Below are 20,585 nucleotides of genomic sequence, written 5' to 3' on the forward strand. Positions count from 1 at the left end.
GCCGTGGGTGTGGCGGCCGTTCCGTCGTCCGCCGGTGGGCGGCGTACGGCCCTCGAGGTCTACGCTCGCGGTGTGACCCAGGAACGCGCCAACAAGGCCGGGTTCGAGACGCGTGCGATCCACGCCGGCTACGAGCCCGACGCGATGACCGGGGCGGTCAACCCGCCCATCTACGCCAGCAGCACCTACAAGCAGGACGGCGTCGGCGGACTGCGCGGCGGCTACGAGTACAGCCGCTCCGCCAACCCGACCCGTACGGCGCTGGAGGGTGCGCTCGCGGCCGTCGAGGAGGGTGAGCGCGGGTTCGCCTTCGCCTCCGGCCTGGCCGCCGAGGACACCGTCATCCGGGCACTGACCCGTCCCGGCGACCACGTCGTGATCCCCGACGACGCCTACGGCGGCACGCACCGGCTCTTCGACAAGGTCGCCAAGGTCTGGGGCACCGACCACAGCCCCGCCTCGGTCGCCGACACCGAGGCCGTCGCCGCCGCGATCGAGCCCGGCCGTACGAAGCTGGTCTGGGTCGAGACCCCGACCAACCCGATGCTCACCATCGGCGACATCGAGGCGCTGGCGACGGTCGCCCACGACGCGGGAGCGCTGCTGGTCGTCGACAACACCTTCGCCTCCCCCTACCTCCAGCAGCCGCTGACGCTCGGCGCCGACGTGGTCGTGCACTCGACGACCAAGTACGTCGGCGGCCACAGCGACGTCGTCGGTGGAGCGGTCGTCGTGCGGGACCTCGACCTCGCCGAGAAGGTCGGCTTCCACCAGAACGCCATGGGCGCGGTCGCCGGACCCTTCGACGCCTTCCTCACCCACCGCGGGCTGAAGACGCTCGCGGTCCGCATGGACCGCCACTGCGACAACGCGGAGAAGATCGTCGAGTTCCTCGACGGCGACCCGCGCGTCACCGAGGTGATCTACCCCGGTCTCGCCGCCCACCCCGGCCACACGGTCGCCGCGCGCCAGATGAAGCGCTTCGGCGGGATGATCTCCTTCCGGGTCGCCGGCGGTCTCGAGCAGGCCCTGGCGGTGTGCGAGCGCGCGGAGGTCTTCACGCTGGGCGAGTCGCTCGGCGGTGTCGAGTCGCTGATCGAGCACCCCGGCCAGATGACCCACGCCAGCGTCGCCGGCACCGACCTCGAGGTCCCCGCCGACCTGGTCCGCCTCAGCGTCGGCATCGAGAGCGTCGAGGACCTGGTCGCCGACCTCGACCGAGCCCTGGGCTGACAGCGGTGGATCCGGACATCCGTTTCACGCTCGCCAACGAGCGGACGTTCCTCGCCTGGGTCCGCACCGCCATCGGGCTCGTCGCGGCCGGCGTCGCGGTCTTCCACCTCTTCGAGGTCACGGTGGCGACCACGACGCTGTCCCTGGTGCTCCTCGCGGCCGGAGCCCTCGCGGGCGCGGCGGGCTACTCGCACTTCCGCACGGCCGACCGGGCCATCCGTCGGGGGGAGACGCTGCCCACGCACGCGGTGACGGCCGTCGTGATGACCGCTGCGGTGCTGATCGCCGTCGCCGCCGGCGTCGCCAGCGTGCTGGTCACGTGAGCACGGTCGTCTGCGTCGACTTCGGGTCGACGTTCACCAAGGCCGCGCTCGTCGACCTCGCCAGCGGTGAGCTGCTCGCCACCGCGAGCCATCCCACGACGCTCCCCGACGCGGACGGGCGCGGCGACGTGCTCGACGCGTACGACGCCTGCGTGGCCGCGCTGGTCGAGCAGGACCACCGCGCCGCGGACGCCGAGGTGCTCGCCTGCTCGAGCGCCGGAGGCGGGCTCCGCATCGCAGTGGTGGGCAACGAGGAGCTGGTCACCGCCGAGGCGGGCCGCAGGGTGGCACTCTCCAGCGGCGGCAAGGTCGTGCTCGTGCTCTCCGGCGGGCTCGACGCCGCCCGCCTCGCCGACCTCCGTGCGGCCGAGCCCGACGTGGTGCTGCTCGTCGGTGGCACCGACGGCGGCAACTCCGAGGTGCTCGAGGGCGACGCGGCCTTCCTCGCCGACGCCCGGTGGGACGGTCCGGTCGTGGTCGCGGGCAACGTCGAGTCGCAGGACGTGGTGCGCTCGCTCCTCGCCCGCTCGGGCACGCCCCACGTGGTCGCCGACAACGTGGTGCCGAAGATCGGTGTGCTGGCGCCCGACAGCGCCCGCCGCGCGATCCGCGAGATCTTCCTGACCCACGTCATCGGCGGCAAGCACCTCAGCAGCCGCACCGACAGCCGGGGGCGGACCTTCACCGGCATGGTCCGCGGTGCGACGCCCGACGTCGTGCTGACGGGCGTCGAGCTCCTGGCGCGCGGCCTCGACGAGGAGCACCGCGGTGCGGGCGACGTCGTGGTGGTCGACGTGGGGGGTGCCACGACCGACGTGCACAGCGTGGTCGAGCTCGACCCGGAGGACAGCGGGCTGGCCCGCGAGGTGGTGGCGACGACGCCGGTCACGCGCACCGTCGAGGGCGACCTCGGCATGCGGTGGTCGGCGATCTCGACGGTCGAGGCGGCCGGGCGCGACGACCTCCACGAGGCCGCCGTACGCCGCCGGGCGCAGCCCGACCTCCTCCCCGGCTCCGGCGCCGAGCAGGACGAGGACCTCGAGATCGCGGCCGTGGCCGTGCGCCTAGCCCTCGAGCGGCACGCGGGCCGCAGCAAGGTCGTGGTCAGCCCCGAGGGCCGTGTGGTGGAGCGCAGCGGCAAGGACCTCCGGGAGGTCGACCTGATGGTCGGCTCGGGCGGCGTGCTGCGCCACGGCGGCCCCGACGCCGTACGCCGGGTGCTGCTGCCGGCGACCGGCGACGCGTTCGAGGGTGGCTGGCAGCTGCCGCGCGACCCCGTGGTGGTCGTGGACCACGACTACGTCCTGGCGGCGGCCGGTCTGCTGGCCGAGACGCACCCCCTGGCGGCGCACCGGCTGGTGGGGCGCCTCGCGAGCACCGGCACCCGTTAGCGTGGCCGACGTGACCGAGCGCACGCCCGAACCCGAGAGCGACGAGGAGTCGGGCCGCCGACGCCTGTTCGCCGCCCTGTCCCGTGGCGACGACGACGGGCTCGCCGAGCGCATCGTCGCGCAGTGGGCGCAGATGCGCGCCGAGCGGCGCGAGGAACAGCCGGCGTTCACCACCGGCCCCTCCAACTTCAGCCGCGCCCAGGTGCCGTGGGGCCTCGACCTCGCTGCGGCCTGGTCGTGGCGCCTCATCGTCATCGTCGTCGCGGGCCTCGGCGTGCTCTGGACGCTGAGGTTCTTCGCGGTGATCACGCTGCCGCTGGCGGTCGCGCTCCTGATCGCGGCGCTGGCCGCTCCTGTCGTGGCGGCCCTGCGCAGGATCGGGCTGCCCCGCGGTCCCTCGACCGGCATCGTGATGCTGGTGGGGATCGCGATGGTCTCGCTCCTCCTCACCTACGTCGGCCAGCAGGTCGCGCAGGGTGCCACCGACCTGGCCGACTCGGTGGTCCAGGGCCTCGAGCAGGTCCGCGACTGGCTGCGCACCGGACCGCTCAACGTCTCCGACTCCCAGCTCGACGGCTACATCAAGGAGGTGCAGGGCGCGATCACCGACAGCACCGGCACCAACGGCATGGTCACCCGGGTCACCGAGGTCGGCACGGCGGTCGGCCACGTGGTGGCCGGCTTCTTCATCGTGCTGTTCTCCACCTACTTCTTCCTCTCCGACGGCGCGCGCATCTGGTCGTGGCTGGTGCGCATCGCCCCGCGCGCGGCCCGCGAGCGGGTCGACGCCTCCGGGCGCGTCGCCTGGGTCTCGCTGACGCAGTTCGTGCGGGCCACCGTGCTGGTGGCCCTGGCCGACGCGATCGGCATCATGATCGTGGCGGCGATCCTCGGCGTGCCCTTCGTGATCGCCATCGGCGTCCTGGTCTTCCTCGGCGCCTTCGTGCCCATGATCGGTGCGACCGTCGCCGGCACGGTCGCCATCCTGGTCGCGCTGGTCGATCAAGGCCCCTGGACCGCGGTGCTGATGCTCGGCGGCGTGATCCTCGTCCAGCAGATCGAGGGACACATCCTGCAGCCGTTCCTGATGGGACGCTTCGTCTCGCTGCACCCGCTGGGCGTCATCGTGGCCATCGGCTGCGGCGTTCTCGTCGCGGGCATCGCCGGCGCGCTCATCGCCGTGCCGCTGGCCGCCGCGGGCAACGCAGTCGCCCAGCACCTCGCGAGCTACACCGCCATCGGCGACGACGACCCCGACGAGGCGCTCGACGAGGACAAGGCCACCGACGGCGTGCCACCCGATGCCGTCCCCGAGGATGACAGCCCCCTCGCCGGACCGGACGCGTCCGGCGACGACCACCAGAAGGACCGCGCATGAACACCCCACGACGTTCGTCTCCCCCGCTTCGCTCCGCCGAAGAACGCCGCGGGGACCCCGCATGAGCGATCAGGTGAGCCTCGACGACATCCGTGCCGCGCGCGAGATGCTCAGTGACATCACCCTCACCACGCCCATGGAGGGCGCCCGCTGGCTCTCGGCGATCGCCGGGGGACCGGTGCGCCTGAAGTGCGAGAACCTCCAGCGGACCGGGTCCTTCAAGGCGCGCGGCGCCTACGTCCGCATCGCCCGGCTGTCCGAGGAGGAGCGGGCGCTCGGAGTCGTCGCGGCCTCCGCGGGCAACCACGCGCAGGGCGTCGCGCTCGCCGCGTCGACGCTCGGCATCTCCTCCACGGTCTTCATGCCCGAGGGCGCTCCGATCCCCAAGGAGAAGGCCACCCGCGGCTACGGCGCCGACGTGGTCTTCCACGGCCGCTACCTCGAGGACTCGCTGGCCGCGGCCCGCGAGTTCTCCGAGCGCACCGGCGCGGTGCTGATCCACCCCTTCGACCACGTGGACATCGTGGCGGGACAGGGCACCCTCGGCCTCGAGGTGCTCGAGCAGGCTCCCGACGTACGCACCGTGCTGGTGCCGACGGGCGGAGGCGGGCTCCTGGCGGGTGTCGCGATCGCGATCAAGGCGCTGCGACCCGACGTCCGCGTGGTCGGCGTGCAGGCCGAAGGCGCCGCCGCCTACCCCGGGTCGCTCGCCGCCGGGCACCCGGTGGCGCTGGAGTCGATGAGCACGATGGCCGACGGCATCGCGGTCGGCCGCCCCGGCGACATCACCTTCGCCGCCGTGCGCGACCATGTCGACGAGATCCTCACCGTGTCGGAGGAGTCGCTCTCCCGCGCCCTGCTCTCGCTGGTCGAGCGCGCCAAGCAGGTCGTCGAGCCGGCCGGCGCAGCCGCCGTCGCGGCGATGCTGGACAACCCGACCGGCTTCGAGACGCCCGCCGTGGCGGTGCTGTCGGGCGGCAACATCGACCCCCTGCTGCTCAGCAAGGTGATCCGGCACGGCCTCGCAGCCGCCGGGCGCTACCTCTACCTCCGCGTCTGCATCCCCGACCTGCCCGGCGGCCTCGCCTCGCTCCTCACCGAGATCGGCGAGGAGGGCGCCAACGTGCTGGAGGTCGCGCACGAGCGCATCTCGCCGTCCCTCACCCTGAACGAGGTCGAGGTGCGCATCCAGCTCGAGACCCGCGGCGAGTCGCACGCCGAGCACCTGCGCGCGCGCCTGCGCGAGCGCGGCTACCGCGTCTACGACTGAACGGCGCCACGCCGGCGCCCGAGGGACCGGGAACGACGAAGGAGCGGTGCCCCAGCCAGTCCCGAGGATCTCGGGGGTGGCCGGCGCACCGCTCCTGCGCGGTCCGGGCGGTCAGGACCGGTAGGGCTCCGCGTCGACGATCTCGACGGAGAACTCCTTGCCGGTGGGCGCGGTGTAGGTGACCGTGTCGCCCTTGCTCTTGCCGTTGATCGCGGCACCCATGGCCGTCTGCGGCGAGTAGACGTCGAGGGTGTCGCCCTCGGAGAGATTCTCGCGGGCGCCGAGGAGGAACTTCTCCTCGTCGCCGCCGTCGATGCGTGCGGTCACGACCATGCCCGGCTCCACGACGCCGTCGTTGGGCGGCGTCTCGCCGACCTCGGCCTTGCGGAGCATGTCCTCGAGCTGACGGATCCGGGCCTCCTGCTTGCCCTGGTCGTCCTTGGCGGCGTGGTAGCCGCTGTTCTCCTTGAGGTCGCCCTCGTCACGAGCCGCGGCGATCTTCTCGATGATCTCCTGCCGCTTGGGGCCCCGGAGGTCGTCGAGCTCGGCCTGCAGCTTGTCGTAGGCCTCCTGGGTCAGCCAGATGGTGCCCTGGTCGGTCATGTCGGTACTCCTGCTTCAACGTAGAGATTCAGGTGCTGGATGCGGGTGTGCCTCAGCGCGACCGCATCTGGTCGGTGGAGCCTTCTTCCGTCCGATCGGGGTCAGCGCGGCCGCAGACGTGGGCCAGCGCTGCCGGACGGGCAGGACAACAGGCTAGCAAGCCCGGAGGAAAAGCGCAGGTCCGTGGCCGGCAAGGCGCTCCGGGGCACGTCGCAGGGACTCAGCGGGGTCGGTTCTGGTCCTCGGTGGTGCAGCCGAGCTTCTCGACGGACGTGGCGCGGCGCTCGGTCCGGATCACGACCTCGTTGTCGCCGTCGACGGGGGTGAAGGCGAGCTCCCCGACGGCCGTCTTGTCCTCCGCGAGGGCGCGCAGGCGGCAGGTGGCCGTGACGTCGTCGCCGCTGAGCCGGACGTCGAGCCGGGCCGTCACCTCGTGGTCGCTGGTCACGTCGAAGGACACGATCTCGGAGCGCACCTCCGGGGTGCCGTGGACCCACGCCACCCAGCCCAGCCAGGTCAGGCCGACCGCCGCGAGGCCTACGGCCAGCGCGATGGTGACCGGTCGTCGCCAGGCGGAGGGCGAGCCGTAGCGGTCGGCGAGGTCAGTGGTCACGACCACGAGGGTAAGTGCCACCTCCTAGACTCGCGCCCATGGCCCAGCCCACCCCCGACCGGACCCGTACGGGACTCCGACTCATGCACGTCCACGCCCACCCCGACGACGAGTCGAGCAAGGGCGCAGCCTCCACCGCCAAGTACGTCGCCGAAGGAGTGGACGTCCACGTGGCGACCTGCACCGGCGGCGAGCGCGGGTCGGTGCTCAACGCGAAGATGGACCGGCCCGAGGTCTGGGAGAACATCACCGAGATCCGCCGCGAGGAGATGCACCGCGCGCGCGACATCCTCGGCATCCGCCAGGACTGGCTCGGGTTCGTCGACTCGGGCTGGCCCGAGGGCGACCCGAAGCCGCCCCTGCCGGAGGGTTGCTTCGCGCTGGTCCCGCTCGAGGAGGCCACCGAGCGCCTGGTCCGCGTGATCCGTGAGTTCCGGCCGCACGTGCTGACGACCTACGACGAACGCGGCGGCTACCCCCACCCCGACCACATCCGCTGCCACGAGGTCTCCGTCGCCGCCTACCACGCAGCCGGCGACCCGGACCGGTTCCCCGACGCGGGCGAGCCGTGGCAGCCGCTCAAGCTCTACTACCACCACGGCTGGAGCTGGGCGAAGACCAACGCCCTGCACGAGGCGATGCTCGCCCACGACCTGGAGTCGCCCTACACCGAGCGCCTCGCCACCTGGGAGCGCGAGCCGGAGTGGGACGACCGGATCACCACCCGGGTGCCCTGCGGGGACTACTTCGGCGTCCGTGACCAGGCGTTGCTCGCCCACGCGACCCAGATCGACCCCGACGGCATGTGGTTCGCGATCCCGCGCGAGATCCAGCAGAAGACGTGGCCGACCGAGGACTACGAGCTGGTCGACAGCAAGGTCGACACGACCCGCCCGGAGGACGACCTCTTCGCCGGCATCCCGACGCCCGCTCCCTGACCCGCGAGTGGGACAATGGACGCATGCTCGAGCTGCTGATCACCCTCGCCGACGACCCGACGCCGTCTGACAACGACGTCGTCGCGGGCCCACTGGGCTTCGCGATCTGGATCTTCCTGATCCTCGCCGTCGTCGTGCTGGCGTTCAGCCTGGTCAAGCAGCTGCGCAAGGCGCAGGCCGCCAAGGACGCCGGGGTCTACGGCGACGAGCCGGTCACGCCCGAGCAGAAGGCCGACTCCGAGGGCTGATCAGCCCCGGACCGCCCGCACCAGGCAGTCCCACGCCCGACGTCGTTCCTCACCACCGTGCTCGTCGGCTGACCTGACCTCGCGCGCGACCCGCTCCGCCCGCAGCACCGTGACCTCGAACCCCGCGAGGTCGGCCAGCACGTCCTCGGCCGTCATCAGGACCGACGGGTCCTGCGGGCCGCCGGTGCCCTCGGCGAGGTTGGTCGAGTCGTGTGCGACCAGCAGCAGCGTGCCGCCGGGTCGCAGCATCGTGAACGCGCTGCGCACCGCGCGGCGCCGGTCCTCGGCAGGGAGCTGGAGGTAGGCGACCACGACGAGGTCGACCGGCTCCGGCGGCTGCCAGGTGGTGGCGTCGGCGCAGACCCAGGTGACCTCGATCCCGGCCTCGGCGGCGAGCCGTGCGCCCTTGTCGAGGGCCACCTGCGAGAAGTCGACGGCGGTCGCCGCCCAGCCGCGGGAGGCGAGCCAGATGGCGTTGCGGCCCTCGCCCGCGGCGAGGTCGACCGCGGTCCCCGGCGGCAGGTCGGCCAGCTCGGCGGCCACGAACCCGTTGGGCTCACGTGACCACACCAGCTCGCTGGCGGCGTACCGCTCGTCCCAGTCCCGTGCGTCCATGACACCAGCCTAGGTCCGGACCGGTCGGCACGTCAGGCGGTGACCCAGGCCCCCGCGCGCATCACCCGGACCACCTCGAGGCGGTCGTCGAGCACCACGAGGTCGGCGCGGCGGCCGGCCTCGAGGGCGCCGACGTCGCTCAGGCCCCAGGCCCGCGCGGGCGCGGTGCTGGCGGCGTGGACGACGTCGAGCAGCGGCAGGCCTGCCTCGCGTGCGGCGAAGCGGACGGCGGCTGCCATGGTGAGCGTGGAGCCCGCGATCGCGCCGGTGCCGTGGCCGTCGGCCAGGCGGGCCACGCCCTCGCGGACCTCGACCTCCATCGGCCCGAGGCGGTAGTCGCCGTCGGGTGCTCCGGCCGCGGCCATGGCGTCGGTGACGAGCAGGCAGCGTCCGGGTTTGGCGGCGAAGACCGTGCGCAGCACCGCGGGGTGCAGGTGCACGCCGTCGGCGATGAGCTCGACGTCGACGGGGGACTCGAGCAGGGCGCCCACCGGGCCCGGGTCGCGGTGGTGGAGCGGACGCATCGCGTTGAACAGGTGGGTGCCGAGGCGGGAGCCCGCGTCGATCGCGGCGCGCGCCTCGTCGTAGGTCGCGTCGGTGTGCCCGATCGCGGCGACGACGCCGCGGTCGGCCAGGAGGCGGACGGCGTCGATGCCACCGGCGAGCTCGGGGGCGAGGGTGACCATCCGGACCGCGCCGTCGCCGGCGCCGAGGAGCGCCTCGACCGAGGCGCGGTCGGGCGCGGCGAGCGAGCCGGGCTGGTGCGCGCCCGAGCGCCGCGGGCTCAGCCACGGCCCCTCGAGGTGTACGCCGGCGAGCCGGCCGTCCTGGGTGAGCAGGGCCAGCTCACGCACGGCGTCGACCATCCGCTGCGGGGTGTCGGTGACCAGGCTGGCCGCCATCGTCGTGGTGCCGTGCGCGAGGTGGGTGTCGGCCACGACCGCGGCGGCGTCCGCCGTACCGGTGTCGAACGACGCGCCACCGCCACCGTGCACGTGGAGGTCGACGAACCCCGGCGCGAGGGTGGCGGCCCCGAGGGCGAGGTCGGGCGTGCGCGGGGGTGCGCCCTCGCCGACCTCGCTGATGCGGTCGCCGTCCAGGAGCAGCCACCCCGGCGCGAGGATCCGCGCCGGGGTGACCACCTGGTCAGCAGTGAGGAGCACCGTCACGCGCTGGTGTCCGCCTCGACGAGGGACTCCTCGCCCTCGTCCTCGCGGCCGGGCGTCTTCAGGTTCCACTTCCGGATCACGAACCGGAACAGGAAGTAGTAGAGGGCGGCGTAGGCCAGGCCGATCGGGATGATCAGCAGTGGCTTGGTCGCGATGTTGAAGTTGAGCGCGTAGTCGAACAGGCCGGCCGAGAAGCCGAAGCCGTCCTTGATGCCGAGCGCGTTGACCAGCGCCAGCGAGGTGCCCGTCAGCAGGGCGTGGATCACGTAGAGCGGGAACGCGACGAACATGAACGCGAACTCGAGCGGCTCGGTGACGCCGGTGAGGAAGGCGGTGAGCGCGGCGGACAGCATGATGCCGCCGACGAGCTTCTTGTTCTGCGGCTTGGCCTCGTGCCAGATCGCCAGCGCGGCGGCCGGGAGGGCGAACATCATGATCGGGAAGAAGCCGGTCATGAAGGCACCTGCGGTCGGGTCGCCAGCGAGGAACCGGGCGATGTCGCCGTGGTAGACCTCGCCGTTGGCGCTGTACTCGCCGAAGATGAACCACGGCGGGTTGTTGAGGATGTGGTGCAGGCCCAGCGGGATGAGCAGGCGGTTGAGCGTGCCGTAGACGAAGCCGCCGAGGACCGCGTTGTCGGTCACCCACTCACCGAGCGAGGTGATGCCGGCATCGAAGGCCGGGTAGACGAAGCTCATCAGCACGGAGATGACCAGCATCGCGAACGCGGTGATGATCGGGACGAAGCGGCGCCCGCCGAAGAAGGCCAGGTAGGGCGGCAGGGAGATCCGGTGGTAGCGCTGCCAGAGCCAGGCGCTCACCAGGCCGGCCACGATGCCGCCGAGCACGCCGTAGTTGATCAGCTGCTGGTCGGCGCCCTCGTCGGGCAGCCCGAGGATCACCGGGGACATGGCGTCGCCGACGGCCTTGAAGACCAGGTAGCCGACCACGGCGGCCAGCGCGGTCGAGCCGTCGGCCTTCCGGGCCATGCCGATCGCGATGCCCACTGCGAAGAGCAGCGGCAGGTTGGCGAAGAGCGCGTTGCCGGCCGCGCCGATCACGGCGGCCACGTCGGTCCAGCCGAGGCCGTCCGCGCCGAGGAGGTCGGGCTGGCCCAGCCGGAGCAGCAGCGCGGCCACGGGGAGGGCGGCGATCGGGAGCATGAGGCTGCGGCCGAACTTCTGGATGGGCGCGAGGTTGAACCTGCGCCTCTCCGTGCTGGCGGTCCCGCCCGAGGCGGTGTCGTGGGTCGTCACGATGGATCCCTTCTGGTGGTGCTGGAGGTGGTGCGGTTGCGGGTGGATGCGGTCGGGGTTGCGTCGGGTGAGGCTGGGGGAGGCGTGGCCCCGAGGGTCATGTGGACCTGGTAGCGGTCGCCGCGGTAGCGCGAGACGACGTGCTCCAGGGGGCGCCCCCCGGCGCTGGACACGCGGCGGAAGACGAGCAGCGGTGTGTGCACCGGGGCCTCGAGCCGGCGCGCCATCGCGCCCTCCGCCGCCTCGCCCCACAGGGTCTGCTCGGCGGCGTCGATGGCGAGGCCGTAGCGCACGTCGAAGAGCGTGTAGAGGGACCCGGAGAGATCCTCGGCATCGAGGCCGGGCAGCAGCGAGGTGGGGTACCACCCCTGCTCGAGGGCCATCGGCTGGCCGTCGGCGAGCCGGATCCGGTCGATGCGCCAGGCGGTGCCGCGGGCGCCGAGGCGCAACGTCGAGGCGACCTGTGCCGGCGGACGCTCCTCGTCGACGCGCAGCAGCCGGGTCGAGGGGGTCAGCCCGCGCCGGAGCATGTCCTGGGAGAACGACGCCAGGTGCAGCCGGCTCTCGACGCGCGGGCGGGCGACGAAGGTGCCCTTGCCCTGGATGCGGTGCAGCAGGCCGCCGGCGACCAGGTTGTCGATGGCCTTGCGGACCGTGGCGCGCGAGACGTCGTACGTCGTCATCAGCTCGCGCTCGGAGGGGATCGCGACGTCGGGTCCCAGCTCGCGCACCGCGAGCTCGGCCAGCACGTCGCTGAGCTGCGCGTGCTTGGGCCGGGGGCCGTCGTCGATCCTGCGGGGCATCGGCACCTCTCGACGTCGGCGGAATTGATTGGTACGGTCTGGTACGTACCAGTTGGGAGCATGAACCCAGCGCGCCGACCTTGTCAAGGACCGCGATGTCGACCACAGCCCAGCCCCCGGCCCGGACGCAGATGGCGTCCGAGATCGCCGAGCAGCCCGCCGCCGCCCGGCGCACCCTCGACCACCTGCGACCCGAGCGCGAGCGCCTGCGCGCCCTGTTCCAGGGCCGTCGCCGCGTGCTGCTCGTCGCCCGCGGGTCGAGCGACAACGCCGCCATCTACGCCCGCTACCTCCTCGAGGTGTCCGCCGGCGTGCCGGCCGCACTGGCCGCGCCGAGCGTGGCGACCCACTACCGCGCACGCCTCGACCTCGACGACACGCTGGTCGTCTCCGTGTCGCAGTCGGGCTCGACCGCGGAGATCGTGGAGACCCAGGAGTGGGCCCGGGCGTGCGGGGCGGCCACGGTGTCGGTCTCGAACGTCGCCGACTCGCCGCTCGCGGCGGCAGCCGACCTCGCGCTCACCACGCAGGCCGGTCCCGAGGTGGCGGTGCCTGCCACGAAGACGTACCTCACCCAGATGGTCGCGCTGGGCGTGCTCGCCGACGCGCTGGGGCCCGCTGACTCGGGCATCGCCGCCGACCTCGGCCGCGTGCCCGACGCGGTGGACGGACTGCTCGGCCAGGACGTCGAGCCGGCCGCCGAGGCGCTCGCGGGCGTGGAGCGCGTCATCGTCTCCGGGCGCGGGTTCCTCCTCGGCACCGCGCTCGAGACAGCGCTCAAGATGGAGGAGACGTGCCTGCGCCCGGTGCGCGGCTACTCCTACGCCGACCTGCGCCACGGACCGATCTCCGTGGTCGGCGATGGCGTGCTCGCGGTCCTCGTGGCCGCCGCCCACGGGCCGCTCGCCGAGCCGATGGCCGAGCTCGCCGACGACCTCCGCGCACGCGGCGCGCGGGTGCTCGGGCTCGGGGGCACGCCGGCGTTCGGCGAGCGCTGCGACGTGCACCTCGCCGGTCCGGACCTGCCGGAGACCGTGGAGCCTGTTGCGAGCATCGTCCCGGCACAGATGATGATCGAGCGACTGGCACTCCGGCTCGGGCTGGACCCCGACAACCCGCGCGGCCTCAACAAGGTCACGCAGACCGACGTCGGTCGCTGATCCCCAGCCCGGCACCACCGACCCACCCCGACCCACAAACGAGAGGAACCACCATGAGCAGCAAGGCCGAGCAGATCCTCGCCGGCCTCGGCGGCGCGGACAACGTCGTCGAGATCGAGGCTTGCATCACCCGTCTCCGCACCGAGGTCAAGGACGGCTCCCTCGTGGACCAGGCCGCCCTCAAGGCCGCCGGCGCGCACGGTGTGATGGCGAGCGGCACGGTCGTCCAGGTCGTCGTCGGGCCCGAGGCGGACAACCTCGCCGACGACATCGAGGACCTGATGTGACCCCTCCTCCCGTCCCCGTCCTCGCCCCCTGTCCCGGTCGCGTCATCGCGATGACCGATGTGCCGGACCCCGTCTTCGCCGAGGAGATGGTCGGCCCCGGCGTGGCCATCGAGCCCGGCATCGAGCCCGACGGCGGTGCCACCACGGTGCTCTCGCCGATCGCGGGCACCGTGGTGAAGGTGATGCCGCACGCCTTCGTCGTCCTCGGCGAGGGGGTCGGCGTGCTCGTGCACCTCGGCATCAACACCGTCCGCCTCGGCGGCGCGGGCTTCGAGGTGCTGACGACGCAGGGCGCCCAGGTCGCTGCCGGCGACGCGATGGTGCGGTGGGACCCGTCCAGCATCCCCACCTCGCACGACGGGCACGAGCTCTCGACCGTGGTGCCGATCGTCGTGATGGACGCGCCGAAGGGCTCGGTCGCCAGCGACGCCGTCGGCGGCTCGGTCGCGGCCGGCGACCTGCTCTTCACCACCTCGTGACGACCGCCCGCCGACCCGGAGCCCTCCTGCTCGACCTCGACGGGACCCTCGTCGACTCCGAGCCGCTGCACCGCCGCGGCTACGAGGCGTACTTCGCCCACCAGGGGTGGGACGTGCCCGACCTGACGATCTTCACGGGTCGCCGGGCCGAGGACGTCTTCGCGACCGAGCCGGGGCCGTGGGCCGGCCTGGACCCGATGGCCGTGCTCGAGGGGGTGCTGCGCCACGTCCCCGACGAGGCCGCCGCGGCGCTCCCCGGCGCCCGCGAGCTGATCGAGGCCGCGCGCGACCGCGGCACTCCTGTCGCGATCGTCACCTCCGCCGGCCCGGCGTGGGTCGAGCGCTCCCTCGTCGAGTCACTGGGCCTGTCACTGACGAGCGTCGACGTGGTCGTCACCGCGCGCGACGTGGTGGACGGCAAGCCACATCCGGCAGGCTTCGCGCTGGCCTGCGAGCGGCTGGGAGCCGACCCGGCCCTGGCGGTCGCAGCCGAGGACTCGCCGGCCGGCGTGCGCGCCGCCATCGGTGCCGGCGTGCGCCACGTGCACGGGATCGCCACCACCCACGCCCGCTCGGTGCTGGTGGACGCGGGTGCTGTCGAGGTGCACGACGACCTCCGCCCGCTGCTGACGCTGCTCGAGGGCTAGGCGCGGGGCGTCCACGGCTCGCTGTGGGCGATGATCCGCTCGACCTCGGCCTTCATGTGCCGGGCGATGTCCCCGCCGGGGTCGTGCGCCACCTCGATGCCCTCCACCTCGTCATGGACCGAGCCGACGACGAAGATGTTCTCGTCGTTGTACTCGTTGGCCGGCGCGGTGTAGTTGAAGCTGCCGGCGACCACGACCTGCTCGTCGATGACCATCAGCTTGTGGTGCAGCTTGCGCAGGTGGGCGAACGGGCCGTCACGGCGTGGCACGAAGAGCTCGATGTTCTCGTGCACGAGCCAGGGCGGTGCGGCCCAGTCGTGCGCGGCCTGGCCGCGGTCGAGCACGCCGCGGATCTTCATCCCGCCCCGTGCCAGCGCCAGCATCGCGTCGTCGATGCCCGAGGAGCCCGCGAAGGTGAAGATCGCGAAGGTGATCTCCTCGGTCCCCTTGAGCATCTGCTTCATGATCTCCAGCTCGGGGGTGTGGTCCGGCGCGAACAGCACCTTCACCGGCACCCCGGCCAGGTCGTAGGTCTTGGGCACGTCGCCGTGCAGGCCCCGGCCGAAGGAGCCGCGACGCAGCTGCTCGACCTCGGTGGCGTACTGCCGGCACACGAAGGCGTTGCGGAAGACGAAGACGTGGTTGAGGTTCTGGTGGCAGTCGGTGACGGTGAAGTTCGCCGACCCGGACAGCAGCGCCGACGTCGGCGTCGCTGTGCCCTCGTAGTCGCGCAGCACGAACTTCTGGTGGAAGATCCTCGGGTTGTAGTCGCCGCGCACCTGCACGTCGGAGCGCAGCAGCGCCGCCAGGATGCGCCGGTTCTCGGCGAGCTCGGTCTCGTCGTCGCCCCACTGCACCCGTCGCAGCGCGTCCTCCGGGGTCTCGCCCGGACGTGGGACCGGGAGGGTCGGCGGGGTGCCGGACAGCGGCGAGCGCAGGTAGTCCTGCTCGAGGAACAGCTCGACCTTCACGCCCCGCCAGCTCGCGTCGAGCAGCGCCTGCGCGATCACCGGGTTGTCCAGCTCCTGCACCGCGACGGCGAGCGTCGAGCGCGCCCCCGCGATGAACTCGCCGATCACCGTCTCGAGGTCGTCGGCCGCGCCGAGCTCCGTCGGCCCGACGAAGGCCTCGATCTTGCCGCTCGCGAAGACGGTCATGACATCGCATTGTCCTCCGACGGACGGTCGCCGACCGTCCGGGCGTGCGGCCGGCCCGGATCGTCGAGCGCGGGCGCCGACTCGCCGGCGCGCAACGCCTCGAGCTGCGCGCACACCGCGGTGCCGTAGAAGAAGGCGATCGACGACAGCAGCGCCCACAGCAGCAGGGCGAACACGCCGGCGAGCGGGCCGTACACGCTGCCGAAGGACCCGCTCAGCGAGACGTACGTCGCCAGGCCGACCGTCGCGAGCGCGCTCAGCAGGACCGCGATGCCGGACCCCAGCGCGAGCCAGGACAGTGCCGGCTGCCGCCGCCGCGGCGCGTGGTCGAAGAGCACGGCGATGGTGAGCACGAGCAGTGCCAGCCCGCCGGGCCAGCGCAGGACCTCCCAGGTGTCGACCGCCCGGTCCGACCAGCCGTAGCTGTCCGCCATCGCCTCGCCGAAGGCGCCGCCGCCGACGATCATCAGGAAGCCGATGCCGACGGGCGCCGCCAGGACGGCGGTCAGGACCGCGGCCCGGCCGTACTTCGCAAGCGCCTTGCGGTCGCGCCGGATGCCGTAGATGCGGTTGGCTCCGCGCTCGACCTGCGCCATGGCGGTGGTCATCGAGACGAGCGCGAAGGCGAGACCGAACACCAGCGCGACCTCGCCCGCGACCTCTGCCTCGTCGGACTTCTCGACCGCGGTCGTGAGCGCGTCGCTGTCGCCGGCGCCGGGGGACAGGGAGTCGACGACGTGCGCGACCACGGCCGCCGGGCGCTCCTCGTCGATGTCGGAGGCGAGGCCGGTCAGCGCGAGCAGGAACGGGACGACGGCCAGGCAGGCCTGCAGGGCGAGGGCGCGTGAGTTCGTGAACCCGTCGCCGTAGCGGAACCGCACGAACGACTCCACCGCGATCGCGCGCAACCCGTGGCGCCGGGCGAGGTGCCAGGCATCGAGCGCGTCGAGCTCGTCACCGTCCATCTCCGTGGTGACGGGCACGGTCCGGGCAGTCGTCATGGCGGCACCCTAGGCTGACGAGGTGTCGGAGCCGACGAGGAACCGGGAGACGCTCGACTCCTACGAGCAGATCGCGCGCGACTACGCCGAGTCGACCCGGGGCACGCCGAGGGGCGTCGCTGCCGAGGCGCTCGACCGCCTGCTGGAGCAGCTGCCGGCGGGTGGAACGCTGCTCGAGCTGGGCTCCGGACCCGGCTGGGACGCCGACTTCCTCGAGGAGCACGGGCTGCGGGTGCGTCGTACGGACGGCACGCGGTCGTTCTGCGACCTCCAGCGGGCCCGCGGTCGCGCGTGCGACCTGCTGGACGTGACGGTCGACGGGCTGACGACACCGGAATGGCCGGCGTACGACGGGGTGCTGGCGCTGTTCGTTCTCCAGCACGTCGAGCGCGGGGCCACGCGCGACGTCCTTGCCAGGGCCGGCGCCGCCCTGCGACCCGGCGGTGCCCTGCTGGTGTCGATGCGCGAGGGCGAGGCCGACGACGAGTCGTGGCAGCTCGGGTCGTCGGGGCGGCGCTACCACGTGACGCGATGGACGCAGCACGAGTTCGAGGGCCTGCTGGTCGAGGCCGGGCTGACCCCGACCTGGCACGTCCGGCTCGAGGACGACGAGGGCGACTGGCTGCTCGTCCTCGCCACCCTCCGCTGACCGGGCACTTCGTCCCCGTCCGGACGGCTGACCGGGCACGTCGTCCCCGTCCGGACGGCTGACCGGGCACTTCGTTGCGCCGAGTCCTTGGGTGACGGTCAGGCCTCGCGGACTACCGCCTCCAGTGCGGCGACCGCGGCGGAGGCGTCGGGCAGGGCGCGCATCTCCTCGGCCACGGCGCGGCACCGGTCCCTCATGACGGCGTCGGCCAGGACCTCGCACGCGGCGCTCGCCACTGCGGCGGGGGAGCAGCCGGCCGCGTCGAGGGTGGAGGCGAGACCCAGCTCGAGCGCGCGACCCGCGTTGTGCGGCTGGTCGGCGCCCAGGGGGAGCAGCAGCGACGGCAGGCCGTGGGCCAACGTCGACATCAGGCTGCCCGACCCGGCGTGCGACACGACGAGGTCGACCGTGGGGAGCACCTCGGCCTGGGGCACGAATCGCTCGACCCGCACGTGGGGCGGTTGCGGGCCGAGGTCGGCCGGGGCCACCCCGCGTCCGACCGTCACGAGGACCTCGGCGTCGAGCTCGGCCAACCCAGCCACGAGCCGCTCGAAGAGGTCGCCGGACCCCCTGTTGAAGATGGTGCCGAGGGTGACGTAGATCCCGGGCCGCCCCGACCGGCCGGACGCCTCGGGGACGCTCCCGGACCGGTAGTGGAGCGGCTCCAGCGGCAGAGGCGTGTCGGGACTGCGGAACGACGGCGCGAAGTCGGACAGCACGAGCCCCGCGGTCAGACGGCTGAGCCCGGGGTCGGGTGCCAGCCCGTGCTCGGCGCGTACGACGTCCAGGCGCGACGCCACCAGCTCCGGTCGCACCAGCAGGCCGGAGGCGAGGACGAGGTGCGTGGCGACGGGCACGCCGGCCAGCTCGGCCGCGATCGTCGTACCGAGGTCGGTCTCGTCGCGCAGGACGAGGTCCGGACGGAACTCCCCGATGATCTCCGGCACCGCTCCGGCCATCCGGCGGGCGCCGCGGTCGGCGAAGTTGTCGGCGAACTCGACCTCGGTCGCCCGGGCGTCCATCACCTCGAGCGGCTCGCGGGGCTGGCTCGCCGTGGCCGGGTCGTGGTGTGGTCGCGGACTCGTCGCGAAGGCCGCGAACCCCGCCTCCTCGATCCGCGGGACCAGCCCGCCGGAACCGGCGATCGCCACCTCGTGCCCGGCATCGCGCGCCGCACGGGCCAGGGGGAGGAGCGGAGCGAGGTGGCCGAGGCCGCCGACGAAGGTCACGAGGAGCCGCATGGTGGGCTCACCCTAGTGACCGGGGGTGCCCGACCCCGCCTCCAGCCGGTCGGCGAGCCCGGTCCCGGGTGTCGGTCGTCCCCGCCAGACTGGGGACATGCGGGCTCGGGAGCGCAGCAGCGGGTTGGGTGCACGGGTCGCCGTGGAGCCACGGCGGTTCTACGACGGCGGCCGGCTGGCCCACGACGGCGGCCCCGGCGAGCCGCCCGATCCGGGCTCCGACATGAGGATCGTGCTCGAGCGCCACTCCGAGGAGGGCGTGGAGACCTTCGCCCTCGAGCGGCGTCTGGCCTACCTCGACCGTCACGTCGGTGAGATCCTGGTGCCGGCAGATCCGGGCTTCCGCACCGACCTCACGTCGGTGCCGGCGTTGTTCACCTGGCTGGTGCCCAAGACCGGTGCCCACCTACCGGCCGCCCTCCTGCACGACGCGCTGGTGGCCGGCCGCGGCGACCCCACGTCCTACGTCTCCACCGCGGGCGTCGACATCGACCGGGTGACGGCCGACCGGATCTTCCGCGACGCGATGGCCGACACCGGCACCGGTGTGGTCCGGCGCTGGATCGTCTGGACGGCCGTCACGGTGGCGACGGTCTTCGTGGGGCGGGCCGTGCCCTGGTCGCCCGCGAAGCACTGGTCCTACCGGGTCGCCGCAGCCCTCACGATCGCCACGATCCTCTACCTGGGTTACAGCTCGACGAGCGACCTGCTCGACCAGGCGTGGATCGGGGCGGTCGAGGTGCCGTGGATGGGCGACCGCCCGTTCTGGGTCGAGCTGGTCGGCGGCTTCTCCGGCGCGGTCGTGCTGCCGCTCGCGCTGAGCCTGCTGTGGGGGCGGCTCCGGATGGCGGGTGCGATCGCCGGGGTGATGCTCGCGGTGCTGCTGCACGTCACCGTCGGGCTTGCCGTCATCGCGGCGGCCTACCTCGCCCTGGAGCGGCTGGCCCGGCGCTCGCCCGTCGCGGCCTGGACGCTCGCCGCGGTCGTGGTCGGCGGGTCCCTCGTCACCTTCGGGGCGCTCAGCCTCGGCTGACGCCGATCTGCGCGAGCCAGCGGCCCGCGAACGTGTCGGGGGGGCAGGTCCTCGGTGACCAGGTGCAGGCCCGACTGGAAGGCGAACGCCACCAGCCCCAGCGCCGCGGCGGTGACCACCATGCCGCTGACGTTGCGCGGGAACGCATCCCCAGTACGACGACCGGGAGTGACCGATGGTTTCGTGACTCCGCTCACCGGACCGGGACGAAGCGCCCGGTCGGCGTCTGGGACGGGGACGAAGCGCCCGCTCAGTGCCTCAGCCCCGAGGACGCGCGAGCGGAGCGAGCGCCAATGTCACCGCAGCGAGTACGTCGCGAGCGAGACGCCGATGTAGTGGGCGACAAAGGCGAGGACCGTGAAGGAGTGGAACACCTCGTGGAACCCGAACCAGTGGGGCGAGGGGTCGGGGCGCTTGAGGCCGTAGACCACGCCGCCGAGGGTGTAGAGGATGCCGCCGACCGCGACGAGCACCAGCGTGGCGATGGCGACGCCGGAGCTGAACCGGTCGGCGCCCTCCATGAACTGCGGGATGAAGAAGACCGCCGCCCAGCCGAGTGCGAGGTACATCGGCGTGTAGAGCCAGCGGGGCGCGTCGATCCAGAACACGCGGAAGAACACGCCGCCGATCGCAGCGCCCCACACGATGGCCAAGAGGGTCGTGCGCGCGGTGCCGTCCAGGAAGAGCAGGGCGTAGGGCGTGTAGGTGCCGGCGATGAGCACGAAGATGTTGGCGTGGTCGAAGCGCCGCAGGAAGGCCCAGGTGCGGGGCGACCAGGTGCCGCGGTGGTAGATCGCGGAGACGGTGAAGACGAGCAGGGCCGAGAGCGCGAACGCCGCGGAGCCCACGCGCGTGGAGGCGGTGGGGGAGAGCGCCACCAGGACGATGCCCGCGGCGAGCGCGAGCGGGGCGGTGCAGGCGTGCAGCCAGCCGCGGAGCTTGGGCTTCACCTCGGCCATCTTGTCGTGCATCATCTCGCCCGCTCGCTCGACGGCGTTCTCCACGCGGTCGCGGGGCGTCACAGGCTTGTCCATGGTGAGAAAGTACCCAACACGGGGTGAGCCACGCAGCCGTTGGCGACGAGTGGCCCG

The 20,585-nt window shown here is 72.9% G+C and carries 23 protein-coding genes; 13 read left to right on the top strand and 10 right to left on the bottom strand.

Features of this window, described 5'->3' with window-relative positions; genetic code table 11:
• The first annotated feature begins 72 nt into the window (after positions 1-72).
• The 5 genes from ASC64_RS14830 (at position 73) to ilvA (ending at position 5,595) form a co-directional block, all read left to right on the top strand.
• Positions 73-1,233 carry a cystathionine gamma-synthase gene (locus tag ASC64_RS14830; RefSeq protein ID WP_056908290.1) on the top strand — a complete coding sequence of 387 codons (1,161 nt, stop codon included), beginning with the start codon at positions 73-75 and terminating at the stop codon, positions 1,231-1,233.
• A gap of 5 nt (positions 1,234-1,238) precedes the next feature.
• Positions 1,239-1,556, top strand: coding sequence for a YidH family protein (locus ASC64_RS22370; RefSeq protein ID WP_162245808.1), 318 nt, complete (start codon positions 1,239-1,241; stop codon positions 1,554-1,556).
• Positions 1,553-2,947 (top strand): glutamate mutase L, encoded by a 1,395-nt coding sequence (locus tag ASC64_RS14840; RefSeq protein ID WP_056908291.1) that lies wholly within the window; start codon positions 1,553-1,555, stop codon positions 2,945-2,947. The genes ASC64_RS22370 and ASC64_RS14840 overlap by 4 nt, the downstream gene beginning before the upstream one ends.
• A 10-nt stretch (positions 2,948-2,957) precedes the next feature.
• Entirely contained in the window at positions 2,958-4,325 is a 1,368-nt protein-coding gene (locus tag ASC64_RS14845) for an AI-2E family transporter (protein WP_235563760.1), read from the top strand.
• Between the two features lie 61 nt (positions 4,326-4,386).
• The gene (ilvA, locus tag ASC64_RS14850) at positions 4,387-5,595 is read left to right on the top strand and encodes a threonine ammonia-lyase (protein WP_056908293.1); all 1,209 of its coding nucleotides are present in this window, start codon (positions 4,387-4,389) and stop codon (positions 5,593-5,595) included.
• A 111-nt stretch (positions 5,596-5,706) separates the two neighbouring features.
• Here ilvA and greA read toward each other — a convergent pair whose 3' ends face one another.
• Positions 5,707-6,198, bottom strand: coding sequence for a transcription elongation factor GreA (gene greA / locus ASC64_RS14855; RefSeq protein WP_056908294.1), 492 nt, complete (start codon positions 6,196-6,198; stop codon positions 5,707-5,709).
• Positions 6,199-6,418: 220 nt separating this feature from the next.
• Positions 6,419-6,811, bottom strand: a complete 393-nt coding sequence (locus ASC64_RS14860) for a DUF4307 domain-containing protein (protein ID WP_162245809.1) — start codon at positions 6,809-6,811, stop codon at positions 6,419-6,421.
• Between the two features lie 38 nt (positions 6,812-6,849).
• On the opposite strand from ASC64_RS14860, the gene mca reads away from it, so the two are divergent.
• Together mca and ASC64_RS14870 are read left to right on the top strand one after the other, a co-directional pair.
• Positions 6,850-7,749: a mycothiol conjugate amidase Mca gene (mca, locus tag ASC64_RS14865; RefSeq protein ID WP_056908296.1), complete on the top strand. Its 900-nt coding sequence runs from the start codon at positions 6,850-6,852 to the stop codon at positions 7,747-7,749.
• Positions 7,750-7,772: 23 nt separating this feature from the next.
• Positions 7,773-7,997 carry a hypothetical protein gene (locus tag ASC64_RS14870; protein WP_056908297.1) on the top strand — a complete coding sequence of 75 codons (225 nt, stop codon included), beginning with the start codon at positions 7,773-7,775 and terminating at the stop codon, positions 7,995-7,997.
• Here the strand turns inward: ASC64_RS14870 and ASC64_RS14875 are convergent, their stop codons facing one another.
• Genes ASC64_RS14875 through ASC64_RS14890 form a run of 4 tightly spaced genes read right to left on the bottom strand, consistent with a single transcriptional unit; the run spans position 7,998 to position 11,840 of the window.
• Positions 7,998-8,612: a class I SAM-dependent methyltransferase gene (locus ASC64_RS14875; protein ID WP_056908298.1), complete on the bottom strand. Its 615-nt coding sequence runs from the start codon at positions 8,610-8,612 to the stop codon at positions 7,998-8,000. It lies immediately after the preceding gene.
• Between the two features lie 32 nt (positions 8,613-8,644).
• Complete coding sequence (gene nagA, locus ASC64_RS14880; RefSeq protein WP_200937778.1) at positions 8,645-9,775, bottom strand: N-acetylglucosamine-6-phosphate deacetylase; 1,131 nt, start codon at positions 9,773-9,775, stop codon at positions 8,645-8,647.
• 2 nt (positions 9,776-9,777) lie between these two features.
• Entirely contained in the window at positions 9,778-11,037 is a 1,260-nt protein-coding gene (locus ASC64_RS14885; protein ID WP_308195196.1) for a PTS transporter subunit EIIC, read from the bottom strand.
• On the bottom strand, positions 11,034-11,840 hold the full coding sequence (locus tag ASC64_RS14890) for a GntR family transcriptional regulator (RefSeq protein WP_082550527.1): 807 nt from the start codon (positions 11,838-11,840) through the stop codon (positions 11,034-11,036). The genes ASC64_RS14885 and ASC64_RS14890 overlap by 4 nt, the downstream gene beginning before the upstream one ends.
• Positions 11,841-11,935: 95 nt before the next feature.
• On the opposite strand from ASC64_RS14890, the gene ASC64_RS14895 reads away from it, so the two are divergent.
• From ASC64_RS14895 to ASC64_RS14910, 4 genes are read left to right on the top strand one after another with little or no spacing between them, the layout of a single operon-like run.
• Positions 11,936-13,000 (top strand): SIS domain-containing protein, encoded by a 1,065-nt coding sequence (locus tag ASC64_RS14895; protein ID WP_235563761.1) that lies wholly within the window; start codon positions 11,936-11,938, stop codon positions 12,998-13,000.
• Positions 13,000-13,287, top strand: a complete 288-nt coding sequence (locus tag ASC64_RS14900; protein ID WP_268788247.1) for a PTS glucose/sucrose transporter subunit IIB — start codon at positions 13,000-13,002, stop codon at positions 13,285-13,287. Before ASC64_RS14895 ends, ASC64_RS14900 begins: the two co-directional genes overlap by 1 nt.
• Positions 13,284-13,766 (top strand): PTS sugar transporter subunit IIA, encoded by a 483-nt coding sequence (locus ASC64_RS14905; RefSeq protein ID WP_268788245.1) that lies wholly within the window; start codon positions 13,284-13,286, stop codon positions 13,764-13,766. The genes ASC64_RS14900 and ASC64_RS14905 overlap by 4 nt, the downstream gene beginning before the upstream one ends.
• The gene (locus tag ASC64_RS14910; protein WP_056908301.1) at positions 13,763-14,413 is read left to right on the top strand and encodes an HAD family hydrolase; all 651 of its coding nucleotides are present in this window, start codon (positions 13,763-13,765) and stop codon (positions 14,411-14,413) included. The genes ASC64_RS14905 and ASC64_RS14910 overlap by 4 nt, the downstream gene beginning before the upstream one ends.
• On the opposite strand, the gene ASC64_RS14915 is transcribed toward ASC64_RS14910, so the two are convergent.
• Positions 14,410-15,570: a phospholipase D-like domain-containing protein gene (locus ASC64_RS14915; RefSeq protein WP_056908302.1), complete on the bottom strand. Its 1,161-nt coding sequence runs from the start codon at positions 15,568-15,570 to the stop codon at positions 14,410-14,412. The two genes, ASC64_RS14910 and ASC64_RS14915, sit on opposite strands and share 4 nt — an antisense overlap.
• Positions 15,567-16,571, bottom strand: a complete 1,005-nt coding sequence (locus ASC64_RS14920) for a YihY/virulence factor BrkB family protein (RefSeq protein WP_056908303.1) — start codon at positions 16,569-16,571, stop codon at positions 15,567-15,569. Before ASC64_RS14920 ends, ASC64_RS14915 begins: the two co-directional genes overlap by 4 nt.
• Positions 16,572-16,593: 22 nt before the next feature.
• On the opposite strand from ASC64_RS14920, the gene ASC64_RS14925 reads away from it, so the two are divergent.
• Entirely contained in the window at positions 16,594-17,220 is a 627-nt protein-coding gene (locus tag ASC64_RS14925; protein WP_056908304.1) for a class I SAM-dependent DNA methyltransferase, read from the top strand.
• A gap of 98 nt (positions 17,221-17,318) precedes the next feature.
• On the opposite strand, the gene ASC64_RS14930 is transcribed toward ASC64_RS14925, so the two are convergent.
• Entirely contained in the window at positions 17,319-18,461 is a 1,143-nt protein-coding gene (locus ASC64_RS14930) for a glycosyltransferase (RefSeq protein WP_056908305.1), read from the bottom strand.
• A gap of 97 nt (positions 18,462-18,558) precedes the next feature.
• Here ASC64_RS14930 and ASC64_RS14935 point away from each other — a divergent pair, with 97 nt between their 5' ends.
• Positions 18,559-19,494 (top strand): DUF1353 domain-containing protein, encoded by a 936-nt coding sequence (locus ASC64_RS14935; protein ID WP_082550499.1) that lies wholly within the window; start codon positions 18,559-18,561, stop codon positions 19,492-19,494.
• 296 nt (positions 19,495-19,790) lie between these two features.
• Here ASC64_RS14935 and trhA read toward each other — a convergent pair whose 3' ends face one another.
• Complete coding sequence (gene trhA / locus ASC64_RS14940; protein WP_082550500.1) at positions 19,791-20,528, bottom strand: PAQR family membrane homeostasis protein TrhA; 738 nt, start codon at positions 20,526-20,528, stop codon at positions 19,791-19,793.
• Positions 20,529-20,585 lie beyond the last annotated feature (57 nt).

Source organism: Nocardioides sp. Root122 (genome assembly GCF_001425025.1).
GTDB lineage: Bacteria > Actinomycetota > Actinomycetes > Propionibacteriales > Nocardioidaceae > Nocardioides.

Coding starts and splice junctions, on each gene's coding strand:
- ilvA (WP_056908293.1), top strand. CDS start 4,387: ATGAGCGATCAGGTGAGCCTCGACGACATCCGTGCCGCGCGCGAGATG.
- greA (WP_056908294.1), bottom strand. CDS start 6,198: ATGACCGACCAGGGCACCATCTGGCTGACCCAGGAGGCCTACGACAAG.
- mca (WP_056908296.1), top strand. CDS start 6,850: ATGGCCCAGCCCACCCCCGACCGGACCCGTACGGGACTCCGACTCATG.
- ASC64_RS14870 (WP_056908297.1), top strand. CDS start 7,773: ATGCTCGAGCTGCTGATCACCCTCGCCGACGACCCGACGCCGTCTGAC.
- ASC64_RS14875 (WP_056908298.1), bottom strand. CDS start 8,612: ATGGACGCACGGGACTGGGACGAGCGGTACGCCGCCAGCGAGCTGGTG.
- ASC64_RS14890 (WP_082550527.1), bottom strand. CDS start 11,840: ATGCCCCGCAGGATCGACGACGGCCCCCGGCCCAAGCACGCGCAGCTC.
- ASC64_RS14895 (WP_235563761.1), top strand. CDS start 11,936: ATGTCGACCACAGCCCAGCCCCCGGCCCGGACGCAGATGGCGTCCGAG.
- ASC64_RS14915 (WP_056908302.1), bottom strand. CDS start 15,570: ATGACCGTCTTCGCGAGCGGCAAGATCGAGGCCTTCGTCGGGCCGACG.
- ASC64_RS14920 (WP_056908303.1), bottom strand. CDS start 16,571: ATGACGACTGCCCGGACCGTGCCCGTCACCACGGAGATGGACGGTGAC.
- ASC64_RS14930 (WP_056908305.1), bottom strand. CDS start 18,461: ATGCGGCTCCTCGTGACCTTCGTCGGCGGCCTCGGCCACCTCGCTCCG.
- ASC64_RS14935 (WP_082550499.1), top strand. CDS start 18,559: ATGCGGGCTCGGGAGCGCAGCAGCGGGTTGGGTGCACGGGTCGCCGTG.
- trhA (WP_082550500.1), bottom strand. CDS start 20,528: ATGGACAAGCCTGTGACGCCCCGCGACCGCGTGGAGAACGCCGTCGAG.